Origin of the sequence: Providencia sp. R33 (assembly GCF_019343475.1) — a bacterium.
In the GTDB taxonomy this organism is placed as follows: Bacteria; Pseudomonadota; Gammaproteobacteria; order Enterobacterales; family Enterobacteriaceae; genus Providencia.
This window is the reverse complement of sequence record NZ_CP072453.1, coordinates 2,262,166-2,278,907: the sequence shown is the minus strand read 5'-3', so window position 1 is coordinate 2,278,907 and position 16,742 is coordinate 2,262,166. Positions and strand designations below refer to the sequence as shown.

Annotated in this window: 21 protein-coding genes and 1 tRNA gene; 13 read left to right on the top strand and 9 right to left on the bottom strand. The window is 35.5% G+C overall.

The annotated features are described in order from the left end of the window. Window positions 1–84 precede the first annotated feature (84 nt). Window positions 85–363, top strand: coding sequence for an acylphosphatase (locus J6836_RS10865; RefSeq protein WP_219249200.1), 279 nt, complete (start codon window positions 85–87; stop codon window positions 361–363). 7 nt (window positions 364–370) lie between these two features. Here the strand turns inward: J6836_RS10865 and J6836_RS10860 are convergent, their stop codons facing one another. Next, window positions 371–700, bottom strand: a complete 330-nt coding sequence (locus J6836_RS10860; protein WP_219249198.1) for a TusE/DsrC/DsvC family sulfur relay protein — start codon at window positions 698–700, stop codon at window positions 371–373. Window positions 701–880: 180 nt separating this feature from the next. Here J6836_RS10860 and J6836_RS10855 point away from each other — a divergent pair. From J6836_RS10855 to ugpQ, 5 genes are all read left to right on the top strand, one after another. After that, window positions 881–968: transfer RNA gene (locus J6836_RS10855), tRNA-Ser, on the top strand. Between the two features lie 357 nt (window positions 969–1,325). Continuing rightward, entirely contained in the window at window positions 1,326–1,898 is a 573-nt protein-coding gene (locus tag J6836_RS10850; RefSeq protein ID WP_219249196.1) for a cytochrome b/b6 domain-containing protein, read from the top strand. 993 nt (window positions 1,899–2,891) lie between these two features. Then, window positions 2,892–3,650: a YnfC family lipoprotein gene (locus J6836_RS10845; protein WP_219249194.1), complete on the top strand. Its 759-nt coding sequence runs from the start codon at window positions 2,892–2,894 to the stop codon at window positions 3,648–3,650. Further along, on the top strand, window positions 3,647–5,068 hold the full coding sequence (locus tag J6836_RS10840) for a DKNYY domain-containing protein (RefSeq protein ID WP_219249192.1): 1,422 nt from the start codon (window positions 3,647–3,649) through the stop codon (window positions 5,066–5,068). The genes J6836_RS10845 and J6836_RS10840 overlap by 4 nt, the downstream gene beginning before the upstream one ends. 44 nt (window positions 5,069–5,112) lie before the next feature. After that, window positions 5,113–5,850: a glycerophosphodiester phosphodiesterase gene (gene ugpQ / locus J6836_RS10835; RefSeq protein ID WP_219249190.1), complete on the top strand. Its 738-nt coding sequence runs from the start codon at window positions 5,113–5,115 to the stop codon at window positions 5,848–5,850. 40 nt (window positions 5,851–5,890) lie between these two features. Here the strand turns inward: ugpQ and J6836_RS10830 are convergent, their stop codons facing one another. After that, a complete protein-coding gene (locus tag J6836_RS10830; RefSeq protein WP_219249188.1) occupies window positions 5,891–6,610 on the bottom strand; it encodes a GNAT family N-acetyltransferase in 720 nt (239 codons plus the stop codon). A 192-nt stretch (window positions 6,611–6,802) separates the two neighbouring features. Between J6836_RS10830 and J6836_RS10825 the strand changes: the two genes are divergently transcribed. Together J6836_RS10825 and J6836_RS10820 are read left to right on the top strand one after the other, a co-directional pair. Continuing rightward, window positions 6,803–7,315 (top strand): hypothetical protein, encoded by a 513-nt coding sequence (locus tag J6836_RS10825; protein ID WP_219249186.1) that lies wholly within the window; start codon window positions 6,803–6,805, stop codon window positions 7,313–7,315. A gap of 206 nt (window positions 7,316–7,521) precedes the next feature. After that, window positions 7,522–7,950 (top strand): TOBE domain-containing protein, encoded by a 429-nt coding sequence (locus J6836_RS10820; protein WP_219249185.1) that lies wholly within the window; start codon window positions 7,522–7,524, stop codon window positions 7,948–7,950. A gap of 43 nt (window positions 7,951–7,993) precedes the next feature. On the opposite strand, the gene J6836_RS10815 is transcribed toward J6836_RS10820, so the two are convergent. Continuing rightward, window positions 7,994–8,674, bottom strand: a complete 681-nt coding sequence (locus tag J6836_RS10815; RefSeq protein ID WP_219249184.1) for a Crp/Fnr family transcriptional regulator — start codon at window positions 8,672–8,674, stop codon at window positions 7,994–7,996. A gap of 196 nt (window positions 8,675–8,870) precedes the next feature. Then, window positions 8,871–9,314, bottom strand: a complete 444-nt coding sequence (locus tag J6836_RS10810; protein WP_219249183.1) for a hypothetical protein — start codon at window positions 9,312–9,314, stop codon at window positions 8,871–8,873. A 179-nt stretch (window positions 9,315–9,493) separates the two neighbouring features. Here J6836_RS10810 and J6836_RS10805 point away from each other — a divergent pair, with 179 nt between their 5' ends. After that, window positions 9,494–10,060, top strand: a complete 567-nt coding sequence (locus tag J6836_RS10805) for an NAD(P)H-dependent oxidoreductase (protein ID WP_219249182.1) — start codon at window positions 9,494–9,496, stop codon at window positions 10,058–10,060. Between the two features lie 214 nt (window positions 10,061–10,274). Continuing rightward, a complete protein-coding gene (locus tag J6836_RS10800) occupies window positions 10,275–10,565 on the top strand; it encodes a putative quinol monooxygenase (RefSeq protein ID WP_219249181.1) in 291 nt (96 codons plus the stop codon). 59 nt (window positions 10,566–10,624) lie between these two features. Here J6836_RS10800 and J6836_RS10795 read toward each other — a convergent pair whose 3' ends face one another. Further along, on the bottom strand, window positions 10,625–11,203 hold the full coding sequence (locus tag J6836_RS10795) for an NAD(P)H-dependent oxidoreductase (protein WP_219249180.1): 579 nt from the start codon (window positions 11,201–11,203) through the stop codon (window positions 10,625–10,627). 376 nt (window positions 11,204–11,579) lie between these two features. Between J6836_RS10795 and dkgB the strand changes: the two genes are divergently transcribed. Further along, window positions 11,580–12,383: a 2,5-didehydrogluconate reductase DkgB gene (gene dkgB / locus J6836_RS10790; RefSeq protein ID WP_219249178.1), complete on the top strand. Its 804-nt coding sequence runs from the start codon at window positions 11,580–11,582 to the stop codon at window positions 12,381–12,383. Between the two features lie 33 nt (window positions 12,384–12,416). On the opposite strand, the gene yafC is transcribed toward dkgB, so the two are convergent. The 3 genes from yafC to J6836_RS10775 all read right to left on the bottom strand — a co-directional run bounded on the left by yafC (window position 12,417) and on the right by J6836_RS10775 (window position 14,537). Next, window positions 12,417–13,316 (bottom strand): DNA-binding transcriptional regulator YafC, encoded by a 900-nt coding sequence (gene yafC / locus J6836_RS10785; protein ID WP_219249176.1) that lies wholly within the window; start codon window positions 13,314–13,316, stop codon window positions 12,417–12,419. A gap of 115 nt (window positions 13,317–13,431) precedes the next feature. Further along, entirely contained in the window at window positions 13,432–14,004 is a 573-nt protein-coding gene (locus tag J6836_RS10780) for a TetR/AcrR family transcriptional regulator (protein WP_219249174.1), read from the bottom strand. Next, on the bottom strand, window positions 14,001–14,537 hold the full coding sequence (locus tag J6836_RS10775; protein WP_219249173.1) for a dihydrofolate reductase family protein: 537 nt from the start codon (window positions 14,535–14,537) through the stop codon (window positions 14,001–14,003). The genes J6836_RS10780 and J6836_RS10775 overlap by 4 nt, the downstream gene beginning before the upstream one ends. A 230-nt stretch (window positions 14,538–14,767) precedes the next feature. Between J6836_RS10775 and J6836_RS10770 the strand changes: the two genes are divergently transcribed. Beyond that, window positions 14,768–15,034, top strand: coding sequence for a DUF2798 domain-containing protein (locus tag J6836_RS10770; RefSeq protein WP_219249172.1), 267 nt, complete (start codon window positions 14,768–14,770; stop codon window positions 15,032–15,034). Window positions 15,035–15,106: 72 nt separating this feature from the next. Next, a complete protein-coding gene (locus tag J6836_RS10765; protein ID WP_219249171.1) occupies window positions 15,107–15,430 on the top strand; it encodes a YnfA family protein in 324 nt (107 codons plus the stop codon). A 98-nt stretch (window positions 15,431–15,528) separates the two neighbouring features. Here J6836_RS10765 and J6836_RS10760 read toward each other — a convergent pair whose 3' ends face one another. Continuing rightward, window positions 15,529–16,614, bottom strand: a complete 1,086-nt coding sequence (locus J6836_RS10760) for a hypothetical protein (RefSeq protein WP_219249170.1) — start codon at window positions 16,612–16,614, stop codon at window positions 15,529–15,531. Between the last annotated feature and the right edge of the window lie 128 nt (window positions 16,615–16,742).

Sequence of the window (16,742 nt, the reverse complement as noted above, 5' to 3'; positions counted from 1 at the left end):
CAACAGCAGATTATCTGTTCAATGCGTAAAAAACAACTGCTAAAAAAGAGAATTACTCGATTATGCTCTAAAAGGGAGGCGAACATGACAACATCTGGCCGTTACTTTTATATTTATGGGCGAGTTCAAGGGGTTGGTTTTCGTTACCAAACCTACCATTGGGCGAATCAAAATGGGCTCAAGGGCTTTGTGATCAACCGCGATGATGGCAGTGTGAAACTGGCAATTTATGGTACAGCGCAAGATATTGAATTTGTCGATGATTGGCTGAAAGCGGGTGGGCCACCAGGTGCAAAAATTGACCATTTTTTTAGTGAAAACTGGCAAACTGCACCAATAGCGGATTTTAGCGTCCGCTATTAGTCAAAAATTAAATACATTTCACTGGTTTTGGTAGGCCAGCAAGCTTAGTTGCTTGTTTGGCTGGCCCTTTTGGAAAGAGTCGGTATAAGTAGCGACTATTGCCTTTTTCTTCCCCAAATTGTTGCGAAACCGCTTTGACTAACATGCGGATTGCGGGAGATGTATTAAATTCTAAGTAGAAATTACGCACGAACCGAATGATTTCTAAGTGTTCATGAGTTAGCTCAATACCTTCCTCTTGTGCAAGTAAGGGAATGAGTTCCTCTGACCATTGTTGGCTATCAAGTAAATAACCTTGAGGATCCGTTTCAATTTCTTGATTGTTAAACAGCAACATACTTTTTTAGTCCCAAAAAAACAGAGCACAAATTTAGCAAAAATCATCTCATAACCCAAGCAAACGAATCAAAATGTTGATATTTTCGCCCAACAGACTGAAATGCGTATATTTTTAAGGCGAACGAACAAGTTAGGGGTTTACATCCAAAGAGAGGATGTTTATAGTGCACGTCATTGCGGAGGGGTGGCCGAGCGGCTGAAGGCAGCGGTCTTGAAAACCGCCGATGGGAAACCATCCGAGAGTTCGAATCTCTCCTCCTCCGCCATCTTCACTTCTAGTAACATCTTCCAAAGTCTTCCAATTCCAAGTAAATCAAGTATTCCAACTAAATCCCATTATTTTAACGTCTGCTAACAGTTAAGCAAATCGATCCAATAAGCTTCAAGAAAAAAACTACAAACCCTAGCCTTGTATTTGCCCTCTGAGTATCAGTTTCGCACTGAAAATAAAAACATCTCATAACGATGAATACATTCATCCTAAAAGGATGCTCCAAATCAAATGGTAGATATGTGCTATTTTTCATATACACTATTTTATAGTTAGGAGTTAAAGTCATAAAAATCGTGCTATAAACTATTAAAAAAAGTCAGTGCGAAAGATGATAAAAAGGTGGATCATTGTGAGCATATTTAAATCGATTTGGGATTTTTTTGGTCTATATCAGACTAAAAGAATCAGAGTGTTGCATGCACTAATTCTACTCTTAGTGGTATCACAAATCATTGTTAGTAATTGGATGACAGGAACAAAGTCAGTTGTTCCTCCTTTTTTTGATATAACTTATTTATTCTCTTGGATTCATATTGTTTCAGGTTTTATACTTTTTTTCTTAACGTTCTTTTTAATCGTATCTTGTTTTAATCAGCGTGGAATTAGATATTTTTATCCCTATCTCTGGGGGGATTTTAAGCAAATCAAAGAAGATATCAGTTCTCTTTTAGCTAAAAAGTTACCAGACAGTTCTCCTAAAGGACTCGCCGCAACAGTTCAAGGGTTAGGGTTAGGTGCTTTATCAATTGTTATTTTGTCGGGTATTGTATGGTTTATACTATGGTTACAGCAGTCTCCTCTTGCTTTAGAGGCTAGAAGTATTCATAAGTCACTCACGATTTTGATTGAGATTTATATTTATGGCCACGGTTGTTTAGGTATTATTCATTTTGTAATTTGGAAAAAAAGTAAAAACAAATAGGTTTACTTAATACTTTATAGACAATACGAGTGATTAGCCGCACATTTGTATTGAATGCTCTTCTTTGTATAGAACGAAAATTAGAAGCTAAATAACCACTTTATCAATTAGATGATTGCTATATATGATTTTCTCCTACGCTATCCTCAGAACTACTAAAGTCTCCTAACCTCAGTTAAAGTAAGCATTTTAGCGAAATCTCACTCTACAGAAGTCTATTACCGCCTTTTAAAATCTCTACAATTTCGCTATACAGTACTGATGGTTAGTTAAGCTAGCAAACATGGCAATTAAGAGTACGACGGGCTATTCTTTTACGTTTAACAGGTTGATATATTGTGAAAATTTTTTGCTGTTTGTTTTTTGTGGTATTCGTGTCAGGTTGTACAAATTATAGAATTAATACAGATAACATCAACATATTGAATAATGAGCAATTATGTAAAGCACTCGGTGAAAACCTAGCATTGGAGCTGCAAGGGTTTGAGCGCACTTATGACATTAAAAGATTAAATAGTGAAATTGAACAAAGGGCACTGATGGGGGTTCTCGATAAGAATAAATGCAATGATATTTCTGAACGTATTAAGGATTATGAGTATTCACGAGCGAGGTTTAGTTCATCAATTAATAGTAATTTAATCAATAAGATAAATCTATAACTTTGTTGAATAAGGATGTGGTTATGCATTTGCCGGAGAGATTAAAGCCAATTAAGGTTAGTCGTACAAAACTGAATCACCCAAAATAAACCTAAAATACCCGATTCCCAAAGCGCTTTAATTCACATTACGTTCATTTCGGTGAATCTTCTCCCTGAGAATTTAGTTTAATTTCCTGTTTTGGGTAAAAAGGTAATAATGTGCGGTCCGTTAGTTTTATTCTCCCTAAGACCTGACATCTGTCAAAAACCTGATAGTATAAATGCTAAGTAAAACTAATAGATATTAATGTATCTTAGAATACCGGCATTAAAGGGTATACAAAATAAAAATGAATCGTAAATTTGCATTACCAATGGCGCAGGTAATTGTTTTTTTTACCTCTTTTGGAGCCTTGGCTTTTCAAGAACAGCAATATAACCCAGTTGTATTCAACATGGCACAGTTGTACGATTTCAATCCAGTGAGAGGAAATATTAAAGAACTGAATACCACTGTTTATAATGATGACAAAACAATTAATTATGAGTCTCAGCTAAAAATTGGGCGTGATGGTTGTGTAGAAAGTTTTCGTCTAAACCAGAAAAAAGATGAATATTTAAGTGGTGTTCATAATTATCTTTCTATTGAACGGGTTAAGAATAAGCTTATCGGTATGGATGCTAATGGGCCTGTTGAAATCGTGATAGGCAAAGACTGTAAGATAATTTCACGAAAAGACACTAACGGTGAACTAATCTATCAATATAACAAAGGTGGATTTATCTCAGGGTCAGTGCTCGCAGAAACACAAGAAAGATTTGGTGAGAACAACTACAACGAGCATCAACTACCAACTGAAATTAAATACTATAAAGGTAATAGCGTTATTTCAGAGACGTTAATAACGTATGGTAAAGATTTCACAAAAGCGTTTGATCATACAATGGATATTCGTGCATTAGGGCAAACAATTTTATTGATAGATTCAAAATGTGATTATGATAAGCGCAACATTGCTTATCAGTGTAATTTTATACTTACCTTGAACTCTAATGGTAAAACGGTCAAACTGGCTAAAAGCAGTAAAACAGAAGCGAAATTTTATTGATTAATAAAAAAATAGTGGCTTATATAAGTGCCAGCATCTTATTTCTTGCTTGTTTGTTCTTGTCAGGCGTTATCTTGTCAATGAATAAGGTGTCGAGTTTTGAAATTAGCCATGAAGGTGAAAGAATAGGGTATAGTATTTTTACACGCTACAATGGCAAAATTTATGCAAATATTCCTAGTAATGGGGAATATGCCATCGAAGAAGCGGATCTCAATAGCTTTAAAGTACTTACAATAGAAGGCCGCCTTCGTGACGCGCAATTTGCTGTTGATGTTAAAAATAGCTATTGCGGTAATAAGATTGTCCCACAGTTTAAACCTAAAACAGCAAAAGTCATTGGTAATGATTACTTTACGGATGGTGAAACGATAATTTATTGTTCATCAATATCACAAGTAAATAATGAACTTTCAGGTTTAGAATATTTATGGCAAACGTGGCTATTTGGCTGGGAGCTAGGAGAAAAACCACAAAGCTATTATTACCCCTTAGAGCTATTACCGAAATCAAATAAAACGTACCAACTGATTGGAAATAGAGATATTCTATATGATGGAGAACAGGTTTATTTCAAAGGGCATGTGATGACCGATGCTGAGGCTCAAAATTTACATGCTGTTAATTTTATGCGCCTGAATAATACCCTTTGGGAAAGCACGTTTTTCTTTCATGATGGAACGTCTGTTTATTACCAGCAAGACAAACTTGCCTTGAAAGACAATGATGATTTATATGCTTTTGATGTAGACAATTTACATTATGAAGAGTACCTATTTTCCCCTCAATCAGGTGATGTGGCTGTAAATAATTTATTATTTCCCTCTGAATTTGCACCTTATCAAATTATTAGTCGTCATGGGGCTCATGTTAATCATGCTTTATTTTTATCAGGTAATGGCGTGTATTTTTATGATAAGAAAAAAGAAAAAATACGTCGGGCGGGGGATAACCCGTTTCCTGCAACAGGATGCCCTGAAATTTCACCATTAATATTTTATTGTGATAATAAAACATATTATGTCAATGGTTCTGAAAAATGGGGGAGTAACCGTTCTCCTGGTCTAATATCCCGCCGAACAAGTTTGTATCAAGTGCAAGATGAAAGTGCAGAGCCTTGGGTAAAAATAGGTAATGTAACAAATCACCACTATGCTGAAGTGTGGCGAAAAGGTTCTCAATTTTATTATTTTGACCGTTTAGGGTCTTCACAATTGATCTTTCAAACGATGTACAAAATAGCGGATGAAATAACAGTTAATCGGTTATTAGAAGAGCCATTACGACCTGATGATATTCGCCAGATGGTGAAAAATGGCGACTTGCAAATCGTATCGAATATTGAGATTTTGCATGCAGAAACAAAATACAAAAAAGGTATATCCGACATATTAACTCTATTCTCTAATGATGATTAAATAAAAGAAGAATATTTTTTCGATAGCCAACAGGGATACCGTTTATGAGTAATTGGCCTTACCCACATATAGTCGCACACCGAGGTGGTGGTAAACTTGCACCTGAAAATACCTTAGCCGCAATTGATGTGGGTGCACGCTTTGGGCATACAATGATTGAGTTTGATGCAAAGCTCTCCATCGATGGCCAAATTTTTCTGTTGCACGACGATACGCTAGAAAGAACAAGTGATGGTACTGGCATTGCTGGGCAACTGAGCTGGGAACAATTACTCACTGTTGATGCGGGGAGTTGGTATAGCTCCGAGTTTGCAGGTGAGCACTTACCTTCTCTTGAACAAGTTGCAGAGCGTTGTCGGCAACATGGCATGATGGCTAATATAGAAATTAAACCTACAACTGGGTTAGAGGTTGAAACAGGTACTTTGGTTTCATTGGCAGCTCGGGAGCTTTGGGCTGGGCAAACGGTACCATTATTATCTTCATTTTCATTTGAGGCTTTGGCCGCGGCTCAAAAAGCGGTTCCCGAGTTACCAAGGGGCTTGTTACTCGATGATTGGCGGGATGATTGGCAGAAGTTAACAACACAACTTGCTTGCGTTTCTATTCATTTAAATCATGAACTTTTAGATGAAGCGCGCGTCAGAATGCTTAAACAAGCGGGGTTACATATATTAGTTTATACCGTCAATAACCCGGCACGTGCAACGGAACTGTTACGATGGGGCGTTGATACTATTTGTACTGACCGAATTGATGTGATTGGTCCAAATTTTGTTTAATTTCGAGTGTCAAAATAGCCCCGGTTGGGGCTATTTATATTTAGCTCTCAACCAGCAATAAACTTTTTCGAATCATCGAAAGGGATTTAATTTGTTTGTTATTGATGTGGTTAGAGTCTGACAACCAAGCTTGCAATGCTTCGTTTACCATTGGCCATTCACTATCAATAATAGAAAACCAGTCGGTATCTCGGTTACGTCCCTTTGTCACCAACGCATTTCGAAATCGCCCTTCATAGTGAAACCCTAAACGTAACGCAGCTCGGTGTGAAGGGTTATTCAGGCTATTACACTTCCATTCGTAACGTCTATAACCCAATGAATTAAAGATGTATTGCATTAATAACCAATGAGCTTCGGTTGACATAATTGTGCCACTAAGCAAGCTGGAAAAATGAACATGACCGACTTCAACAACACCATTGTTTGCATCGATTCTCATTAATGAAAATACACCGATTGCAGCACCATTTTGTTTATCAAAAATAGTAAAAAATAGTGGATCACTTTTTTGTGTAACGTGATGGACCCAATTTTTATATTGCTGTAAATTTTGAGGGGCTTCGTCAGACAACCAAGTCCAGCTACGTTTATCTGGTGACTGAGAAAAAGATTGATACAAGCTTTCAGCATGTGAAATATCAAGAGGTTTGATTCGGCAGTGATTGCCATCTAGTTGAATTCTTTGAGGTAATAGGCGAGGGGACCAATTTGGAACGAGCCGACCAATGGGCTGGCCAAATTCATTTTCTATTTGCATAAACAGGATACCTTTAAAAAACACAATAACATTAATATAGGTGAATTGTGGTTTGATAAAAGTGCCACTTTTTACAAACATAAAGGTACCAGTTAAAATAAAAACATTTCCTTACGCTTAAAATTTCAGCTTTGAGCTCGCTATGTTTATACTAATCTAAATTTTACTTTTTATTTAAGCTCAGGGACTGAAATGAAAAAAATAGGATTTTTGCTCACGGCGATTATGGTTTTAGTCGGCTGTCAAGCGCCCAATTCAACGCTGGTTTATACCTGCGATATTGACCAATCAATCAACCAGATATCACACGATAGGAATGGTAGCTTTACCTTCCCAACTGCGGCCCCCATAGCAAAAGTATTCTTCTTCAATGATGTGATTAATATCCGTGATTTTGTTATCGGTGAATACGCAGGCTTTCCTTTAGAGGAAAGCAAAGAGCATCGTAGAGTTGAAAGTATCAAAGATTTTAATGTAGTGATTAATAAAGGTGATTATTATCATGATGATGGACGAATCATTGAAATAGTTTCCCCAAAACAAAAAACAATTAGCCTCTTTTTAATTGACAAACAAACAGGTAAAACGAATTCTTTACAGTTTTTAACTGATTGTAAGAAAGAATATGTTGTTTTGAAATCACAAGGGCATGCTCATGAACATGATTATAAAAAAGAGCATCCATTATTAAAAGTCAGTGATTAAATGTGAATTTGATAACTATTTTAAATAGCATATTAAAGTGGTTTTAGGATATTATTATTGGATGATTTTCATAGTTTGGTATTCTTTTTATAGGAATATATCTATGAATTATAGGCTGTAAGCCGCAAGTCTTTTGACGTGGTGGTTGAAAAAATATAACGCTAAAGTTTATCATTCAAATAATTAATAATCACTAAGGACGTAATATGACTATTTCTGCACGAAATCAACTTACGGGTGTCGTTGAGTCTGTAGCTGTTGGTTCAGTAAATGATGAAATTATTTTAAATTTAGGCAATGGAGAAAGCATTGCTGCAATTATCACTAAAAACAGCACTAAGCAGTTAGGATTAGAAAAAGGTAAACAAGCGGTTGCTGTGATTAAAGCGCCTTGGGTTGTCCTTGTATCTGATGCACAAGAGTACCAGTTTTCAGCGCGTAACCAATTCAATGGCAAAGTAGAGTCAATTGAAAAAGGTAGTGTAAACTCTGTTGTTAATTTAAAAACGGATGCAGGAACATTACTATCTGCGGTAGTAACAAATAATAGTACAGTTGAAATGGGACTTGCAGTGAACAGTAAAGTTACTGCGATAATTAAGGCTTCAACAGTTATTTTAGCAACCAAAAAGTAATTATCTCCTTATTTTTTAAAAAGGCTGTCATTGGCAGCCTTTTCTAATTTTGGCATGATGTTAAAAGTTGTTCAGTATTTAATATTTTAATTTGTTTGCCTTTTTGTTCTATCAATTTATCACTGACTAATTTAGATAATGTACGGTTTAATTGCCTCACTGATACCCCCAACATTGCAGCTAAAGAATCACGATTTTCTAATTTAAAACTTCCGCCATTTTGTTTTTCAACAAAAGCGAGATAGCGCCTTAACTTGTATTCAACGGAATAGGATGCACTGGAGTGTAATTGTGACGCATTATACAATTTTTTACTAAGGTGTTGGCAGATAAACTGTAAAAATAACGGTGAGTGAATTTCTTTTTTTCGGATTATAGATAAAGATAATGCAAGCAAGTCTGCATCTGTAACTGCTTGAATTGTATTGTAAACGCGGTTATTTTCAAGATGGCTTTGGAAAAGCTCTAAGTCACCAATAATAGAAAATGCATTTACAAATGAAAAAATTACTTTATTGCCATCAGTTTCATAGCGTTCAACTTGCAGTTTCCCACCAACAAGAAAATAAAGGTGACTGATTTCACTATCTTGAAATATTAAATATTCTTTAGCTTTTATATGGATAAGCTTTGCATTTTCGAGAGTTTCTTCAGAAATAAATTCATTAATTTTATGGTGAATAATGAATTCTGTACACTTTGCTGTGGCATTTACTATTTTCATCTTAATAGCCGATTGTGCTTGAAATTATACTTGAATTATACTCAAATTTTCTTTATTAAAAAAGGACACATGTCCTTTTTTAAAGGGTGATAGCCCAGCGGGTTTGTTTGAAAGTAACTTGTAGAATATTAATATTAAAGCCCTTTTAGAATCTTTAAGTTAGAAAAATAGAGTTTTGTCCTTTTTTCTATTGTGATTAATTATATGTAATACCATTCAAGCCCCAATGATGGGTGATTTCCCTTATGATTAATAAAAATGCACTGAACTCGCTATTCGTCGGTAATTGTGTTGAATGAAGGGGGCTACCATTTATCACATTGACCAATTCATTAAAAGCATCTTCAATTTGTAATGTCGTTATAAATTCACCATCAAAACGCCTATTTTCTATCAGTAAACCTAGCTTTTCGTCATTGCTAAAGAGTAATATTTTCCCTTCAGGGAGCTGTTTTTTTACTGGAATAATGGCATTTTCGATATGCTCAATCGCCATCTCTGCTTCATAAGCTGTAATAGGAGAATGTTGAAACTTAAAACCATTAAAATTTTTGATGCCAATAGGTAAAATTATTTTATGTGATAGGTAAGATAAGGTGGCTTCATTATCTTTAATATCCAATTGAATATGATTCTTCATGGTGGCCTCATTCTTATGTTATGACTTTATTATGCTACGCTGGCTAGTTTTATCTGTATAGTAAATCTATTAATTTTGCGTTTTATCATAATCAATTAGTTATAATCAGTTACAATAAAAAATAGAAAAATCAGAGTGATATTTTATATTATTCAGTTTTATGCAAAGGATAGGATTTTATGGTAACTATTATTTATTCACATCCATGGAGTGGTAGCTTTTGCCACTTTTTGCTTGAAGCGATAGAAAAAGAATTAGCCTCTAAAAAGAAAAAGTTTCAACTTATCGATTTACATGCAGATAAATTCAACCCTGTTTTAACGGAAGCTGAGCTTGCGTTATATGCCAAAGGTGACTTTATTGATCCTTTAGTGGGCAAATACCAAGAAACACTTAAAGCAAGCTCTGAGGTGATTGTCATTTTCCCTGTTTGGTGGATGGGAATGCCTGCTATTTTGAAAGGGTTCTTTGATAAAGTAATGCTAAATGGCTTCGCTTGGTATTATAACGAACAACAACAGAAGCTATTACCACTGTTAGATATCAATAAAACGACGATTGTGACAACGTCTGAGGAGCCCACTGATTTCATCGTCAAAGAAGGTGATCCAGTAAGTGATGCCATTTTTCATTGCATGACAGCAGTAGGGCTTAAAAATGGTAAATGGATGAATTGCGACCGTGTAACTCAAGGTGGTGATGATCACCGGTTGAGATTTATTGCGTCATTATTGAATGAAATTTAGCCTATAGCCATCAGTGTGAGACAAACAAAATATAATGCAATTATAAAATTGATTGCATTATATTTTAAAATTACACTATTTTTGCAATATAATAATATGATTAAAATTAGAAATGTATTTTCTGAATTATAGAACAATAAAGCCTAAATTCTGATTTCGAGTTGTGTTATAAATAGATGAATTAATATTTTCTAACTTTATAACAGGTGAGCTTATGTCAGAAATAAGAATTGTTGCAACGATAATTGCAAAAGATAATGAAGTTGAGTTTGTAAAATCAGCAACTAAGTCGATTGTTGAGCCAAGCAATAGAGATGAAGGTTGCCTCCAGTATGAACTACATCAAGACAATGCTAATCCAAATACATTCGTCTTCTTTGAAATATGGCAGGATCAACAATCACTAGATAAACATAATGCGACACAACACTTGCAAGATTTTATTAAAAAAGTAGAAGGTAAGATAAATTTATTAGATGTGAAATTAATAAGTAAAATAGCATAAAATTAATTATAGCTAAATAATAAAAAAGGAATACAGTTGTATTCCTTTTTTAAAATTAACTATTTAAAAATCTCAGTAAGATGCGCTTTATAATCATTGATATATTTTTCAATATTGGGTTCTTTGATCACGTCGTTAACCATAAAGGTTGGAAATTTTTTCAATCCGAGGAATTGTTGTGATTTATGAAAGGCAAAATAAACGCCATCAACACCACGACCATCAAAAAAATTATCAAACTCATTAAATGCATCAATAGGTGCATTCCAAGTTACTGAGAGCATATATTTTCTTCCATGAAGTAGACCCCCAGTACCATATTGCTTGTTTGGGTCTTGGCGAGTACGACCATCGTTTGCATATAAATGGCCGTGGCCGAGGGTATAAACATCATCCATATATTTTTTTACCATCCAAGGCATCATCATCCACCAGCCAGGCATTTGGTAAATGATTGTATCTGCCCAAAGAAATTTTTTAACTTCGTTTTCGATATCGTAACCCGATTCAATATGCGTTTCTTGGATAGTGTGCCCTAACTCACATAGGCAAGCTTTGGCTACATCGTGCAAGGTACGATTAAGTTGCCCTGCAGAGTGAGCAAATGTTTGTCCACCATTGAGAAGAAGAATTTTCATTTGTATTGCCTTATTCGTTAATTGCTAAGTTGTATTTAGGCTAACAAACTAAAATAAAGATAAAAAGCGGAGTAATGAATGGTGATTTTTACATTTGTAGTTTTATTGTCTGAAATGATGATTTAGCTAGGCTGAGTTTAGTCAAATGTCGTTATAAAGACTATTTTTATAGTTAAAGCTATTAACTAAAGAGATTGTTGATTTTTTAGCAAAAGTCTATTGAGCTTACGGCTATTTTCCTCTGCATTATTCCATCGTATTCTCTATGGCATTCGAATTGCCTCAGTAATTATTGGTTGGCTTTTAGCCTGTGTATAGGCTAACCAAATGATTATTTGTGAAGTTTAACGTGAACAAATTTAAGAGAGAAAACATAATGACTATTCCTGTGATTGGCGTTGGCACATTCCGTTTAAAAGATGATGTGGTGATTGCATCGGTAAAAAATGCATTAGATGTTGGTTACCGCGCAGTTGATACTGCACAAATTTACGAGAATGAAGCTGCAGTTGGGCAGGCTATTGCAGAAAGTGGCGTTGCACGCAGTGAGCTTTATATCACAACAAAAATTTGGATTGAGAATCTAAGCAAAGATAAACTCATTCCGAGCTTGAAAAAAAGCTTAAGTGATTTACAAACAGATTATGTGGATTTAACACTGGTGCATTGGCCATCACCAAATGATGCCGTTTCTGTTGAAGAGTTTATGCAAGCTTTATTGGAAGCAAAAAAACAAGGGTTAACACGTGAAATTGGTATTTCTAATTTCACCATCCCATTAATGGAAAAAGCGATTGCAGCAGTTGGTGCAGAAAACATTGCGACAAACCAAATCGAACTGTCGCCTTATCTGCAAAATAAAAAAGTCGTTGAGTGGGCAAAACAGCACAATATCCATATTACCTCTTATATGACATTGGCTTATGGTAAAGCATTAAAAGATGAGGTCATTGGGCGTATTGCACAGAAACACAATGCAACGCCTGCTCAAGTTATTTTAGCGTGGGCAATGGGTGAAGGGTATTCTGTTATTCCATCATCAACCAAACGTGAAAATTTATTGAGTAACTTGCAAGCAACACAATTACAGTTAGACAGCGACGATAAAGCGGCGATTGCAAAATTAGATTGTAATGACCGTTTAGTTAGCCCAGAAGGTTTAGCACCAAACTGGGACTAATTGATTGTTTTATATATTCAGAAGCCATAATTTTTATGGCTTCTGAATTTCTGCAAGATATTGAGTTAAACTGTCAATAAAAACGCGAATACGCTGGCTGACGACGCGGTCACTGTAATAAACGGCATGAAAGGGTAAAGGAATAGGCTGCAATTCTTCTGTCAACACTTCGACAAATTGGCCACTTTGAATATCCTTATTCACCATAAAGTCAGACAAACATGCAATCCCATTTCCAGCTAAGCAAAGCTGCCTTAACGTCTCCCCGCTGTTTGATGATATCCCTTCTGTGATTTCTATTAGTTGTCCATCAATACCTTTAACTGGCCATATATTTAATGATGCAGGTTCAGTAAAGATTAAGCCTGTATGATTCAAAAGGTCTTGAGGGTATTTGGGGGCACCATGCTGTTCTAGATAATTTGGAGACGCAATTATCTTACGATAACTATTAAATAGTGGGCGGGCACGTAAGCTAGAGTCGGTGAGTTGCCCTGCACGTATTGCAACATCGACTTTCCGCTCGATTAAATTAACAAAGGTTTCTGATGAAACTAGAGACAAATGAATGTCGGGATATTGTTGACGAAAAACAGACACAAAAGGGATTAATATATGCAATACAATCGGGGTTGCAGCATCAATTCGTAATAGGCCTTTTGGGGAAGTTTGTGTTTCGTGTAATTCATTTTCTGCCGCTAGCATTTCTTGCAAGATAACTTTCATACGCTGAAAATAAAGCTCACCTTCGGCGGTTAGGTCAATTTGCCTTGTGGTGCGGTTAAGCAAATTGACACCCAGTTTTTCTTCCAGTTTTTTGACGATCCGGCTTACTGCCGAATTCGCTAGATTTAGTTTATCTGCCGCTTTACTAAAACTTTTTTGTTCTACCACTTCAATAAAAACGCGGGCTTCTTCAGAAGTTGCTCTCATAATGATTTTATTAGCCAATAAGATGATAGAAAAGGTGGCTGTTATAGTAGCAGAAATAAAAGAAAAATGGGTTAAGGTGCAAAAGGTATATCGCAGTAAAACGTTATTTATTTAACTATTTTTGACATAACAATAAACCCTTCATGTTCAGTAAAATCATTGCGTTGATATAATTTTCTCTAGCGTGAACTTGCTCGTTATACTCTAAAGTTGCTGACGCTAAAGCTTCCCCGTGAGTATAGTCAATGAGAATGTGCCCCCACTGGGTTGCTTGCTGTATTGATAACCCTAACTCTATTAATAACTGAATTATCTCTTTGGTTATGCGAGTAGCCTGTTCAGGAAATAACGCAGATGCATTAAATATCGCTAACGTAATTTGTGGGTATTGAATCACCTTTTCACGATATCTAAGCAAAAGGTTTTCTATTTTGGGCTGAATACCTTTTATATCTGTAACATTAATATCGTGATATAGCGTGTTGCCAATGGCTTTAATTAACGCGTTTTTATCAGAAAAATAATGGTAAAGCGCCATCGGAGTAATAGCCATTTCTTTAGCGATTAACCGCATGGATAATTGCTCAATTCCTTTTTCATCTAATATTTCTACCGCCTTTGCAATAATATTTTCAGATGAAATATTGAGTTGTTGTGTTTTAGGGCGACCTGGTTTTCTCGCTGTCATTTGACTATCTCATAATGGGATTGAATAAACCCTGAAGGGAAGCTTTGAGTATTCAAATGGTTAAGGAAAATATCATGGGGAATTGGGCCAAATAATGGACGCCCTTCACCTAATAGAATGGGAATTTTAGTGATAATAAGGTCGTGAATTAGCCCTTGTTTTAAAAAGGATTGAACAATTTGCCCGCCATCGATATAAACACGTTTACAGCCTTCGGTCTCTAACATCAGCATGACTTGCTTGGGAGTCTGGTTCGAAAACCGTACCTTACCGATTAAATGTTCAGGAACAGGTTGGGCTGCGAGTGTGGATGAAAGAACCACAATGGGTTGCTCATAGGGCCAAGGTGTAAAATTACAAACGGCTTCAAATGTTCCTCGCCCCATGATGATTGCATCGATGTTGCAGATGAAGTTTTCGTAACCATGGTTTTCTTCAGGCAGATCCTGTTGTAAAAGCCAGTCAATATCGCCATTTTTACGAGCAATATAGCCATCTAAACTGGTTGCTATGAAGACATGCCCGGTGATCATGTGTTACCTCCATTATTAATTATACACCGTATATTAATGTGAAAGAGGAGGATACCAGAGCCTATTGTGTTGTTGTATCGTTTTTGTTGGTTCATTGACAAAAAAATCAAATACCATAGAATAATCGCGAATGGTCATGAGACTCGTAAGCGTTTACGTTAAGCAACGCATATAACTTTGGTCACACAAATCGTTATGTGCTTTGTGTGCTCGTTTGCTTAGGAGTTGTTATGTCATACCAAGACAGTAATTATGTTTTAGGCATCCCTAAATTACCCGCCCGGGCGATGATTGTCCTTGTCCCTTTCTTTTTATCTCTTGTCATGAGTGGCATTGTATCGTTGATAAGTACAGTCAGAGCACTCGGTTTTACCAGTGAAGTATTCACTCCCTGGCTCAGTTCTTGGGGAATTTCGTGGATGATAGCCTTTCCAACGGTTTTCTTTGTTTTACCCATAGCAAGGCGAATTTCTTTACTGTTAGTAAAGTCGGTATAACGTTACCTGTATTGCTCTTCCTAGAATGATTTTCTAAAAAGCATGAATGGGTACTCTATTGAATAGGTTTCTATGTCGATAAAAATTATTGGTTTGTTTTTCATCACTGCACTAGCTGAAATTGCAGGTTGCTATTTCCCTTATTTATGGATGAAAAAACAAGGAAGCTCATGGTTACTCATTCCTGCTGCGTTGAGTTTGGCACTATTTGTTTGGCTACTAACATTACATCCTGAAGCGAGCGGGCGAATTTATGCAACATATGGCGGGATCTATATTGTTACAGCGCTAGTTTGGCTAAAAGTCGTTGATGGTGTTTCGCTTACTGTTACTGATTGGGTAGGGGCTTTAGTGGTTTTTGTCGGTGCGGGTATTATTATCAGCGGTTGGAAGTAGAAAATCATCTTTATATTGATCATAACAATAAAGAAAAATAACATACCATCTTTATTATTATGGTGATTTTCTGGCTAAGAAACGTATCGTTTTTGAAATTAATGTTCAATAATTTCACTGTCTTTGTATTCAAACCACTTTTCATCAAAATCGTTCGATATCATTACACTTTCGCTATGCAATTGTATTCTAATAATGTTGTTAGAAAATTGATTTTTATTGCGTTCAAGGTGCCTGATTTCTGAGAAAACGATGGGTTCTATGTACTCTTTATTATTATATAACCGCCTAAAACCATGTTTGAATTTTTTTTGTTTGATATCATTGATTAAAAGCCCTTCTTCATCATTTTGGTTCCAAGAGAAAACAATTGAATGGTGATTTTGAAGAAAGAAAGTCAATCCGACTTTGCTCGTATTTCTAAAAAAATGGTTTTCAATTAAATTAAATAATCCAGATGAATTACAATCAATATCCTCCTTATCAGTTTGATATAGAGCCTGCAATTTTGTTTGAAATGCTGATAAAGATTGACACGGTAATATTTTATTTTTAATAAAATTGTATAGCTCAGCGCTATCTGTTTCTGGTGGTGTATTTTTTATGATTAGCTTTTTTAATTCTTTTAGTTGTTCCTGTGTATTACTTTTTTTAGCTAAGTATTGAAATATGTCGATTTTATGCTGGCTATTCGCTAATGTCTCTTGCCATTGATTAAGTAGTGGAAGATAGGATTTATGGAGGCAACCGGCGTCTACCAGTGAACGATTTTCTAGCGCGTTAACAAAAGTGCTTAACTGTTCGTCCAGCTCACCATACACGCTACATAATGGATAAACATTCATCTTAGTCAGGCCAATCCTTTGATTTAAGCTGCCTATCATGATGGTTTGTACTTCTTTATTAACGGCTCTCATGTAGTCAGCGCATTCTAATTGATATTTACTGATACCGTAAATAGCCGCTTTTTTTATTTCATGCTGAACCCTATATTTTAATTCATCTCGTTCCAGCTGAGTTGTTGTTTTCAGTTGATTATTACTTAATAAATCGAGGGGCTTTGGGCTGCTCTCTACATTATGGATATGGTTGATAAAATGTGAAGCATCATTTTCTAGTGAACCTATACTTTTTATTTTAATATTTGATTGTGCAGAAATATCATTATTAACGTTAAATGGCATAATTTACCTTAAGTTATGGTTGTTTTATGCATTATAATTATTATATTGAAATTCTGATTTCAAAAAGCGCCAAATAAAAATTATTTAACTTAGATGTTTCTAAATGCAACAATTGATCCAAATCAATT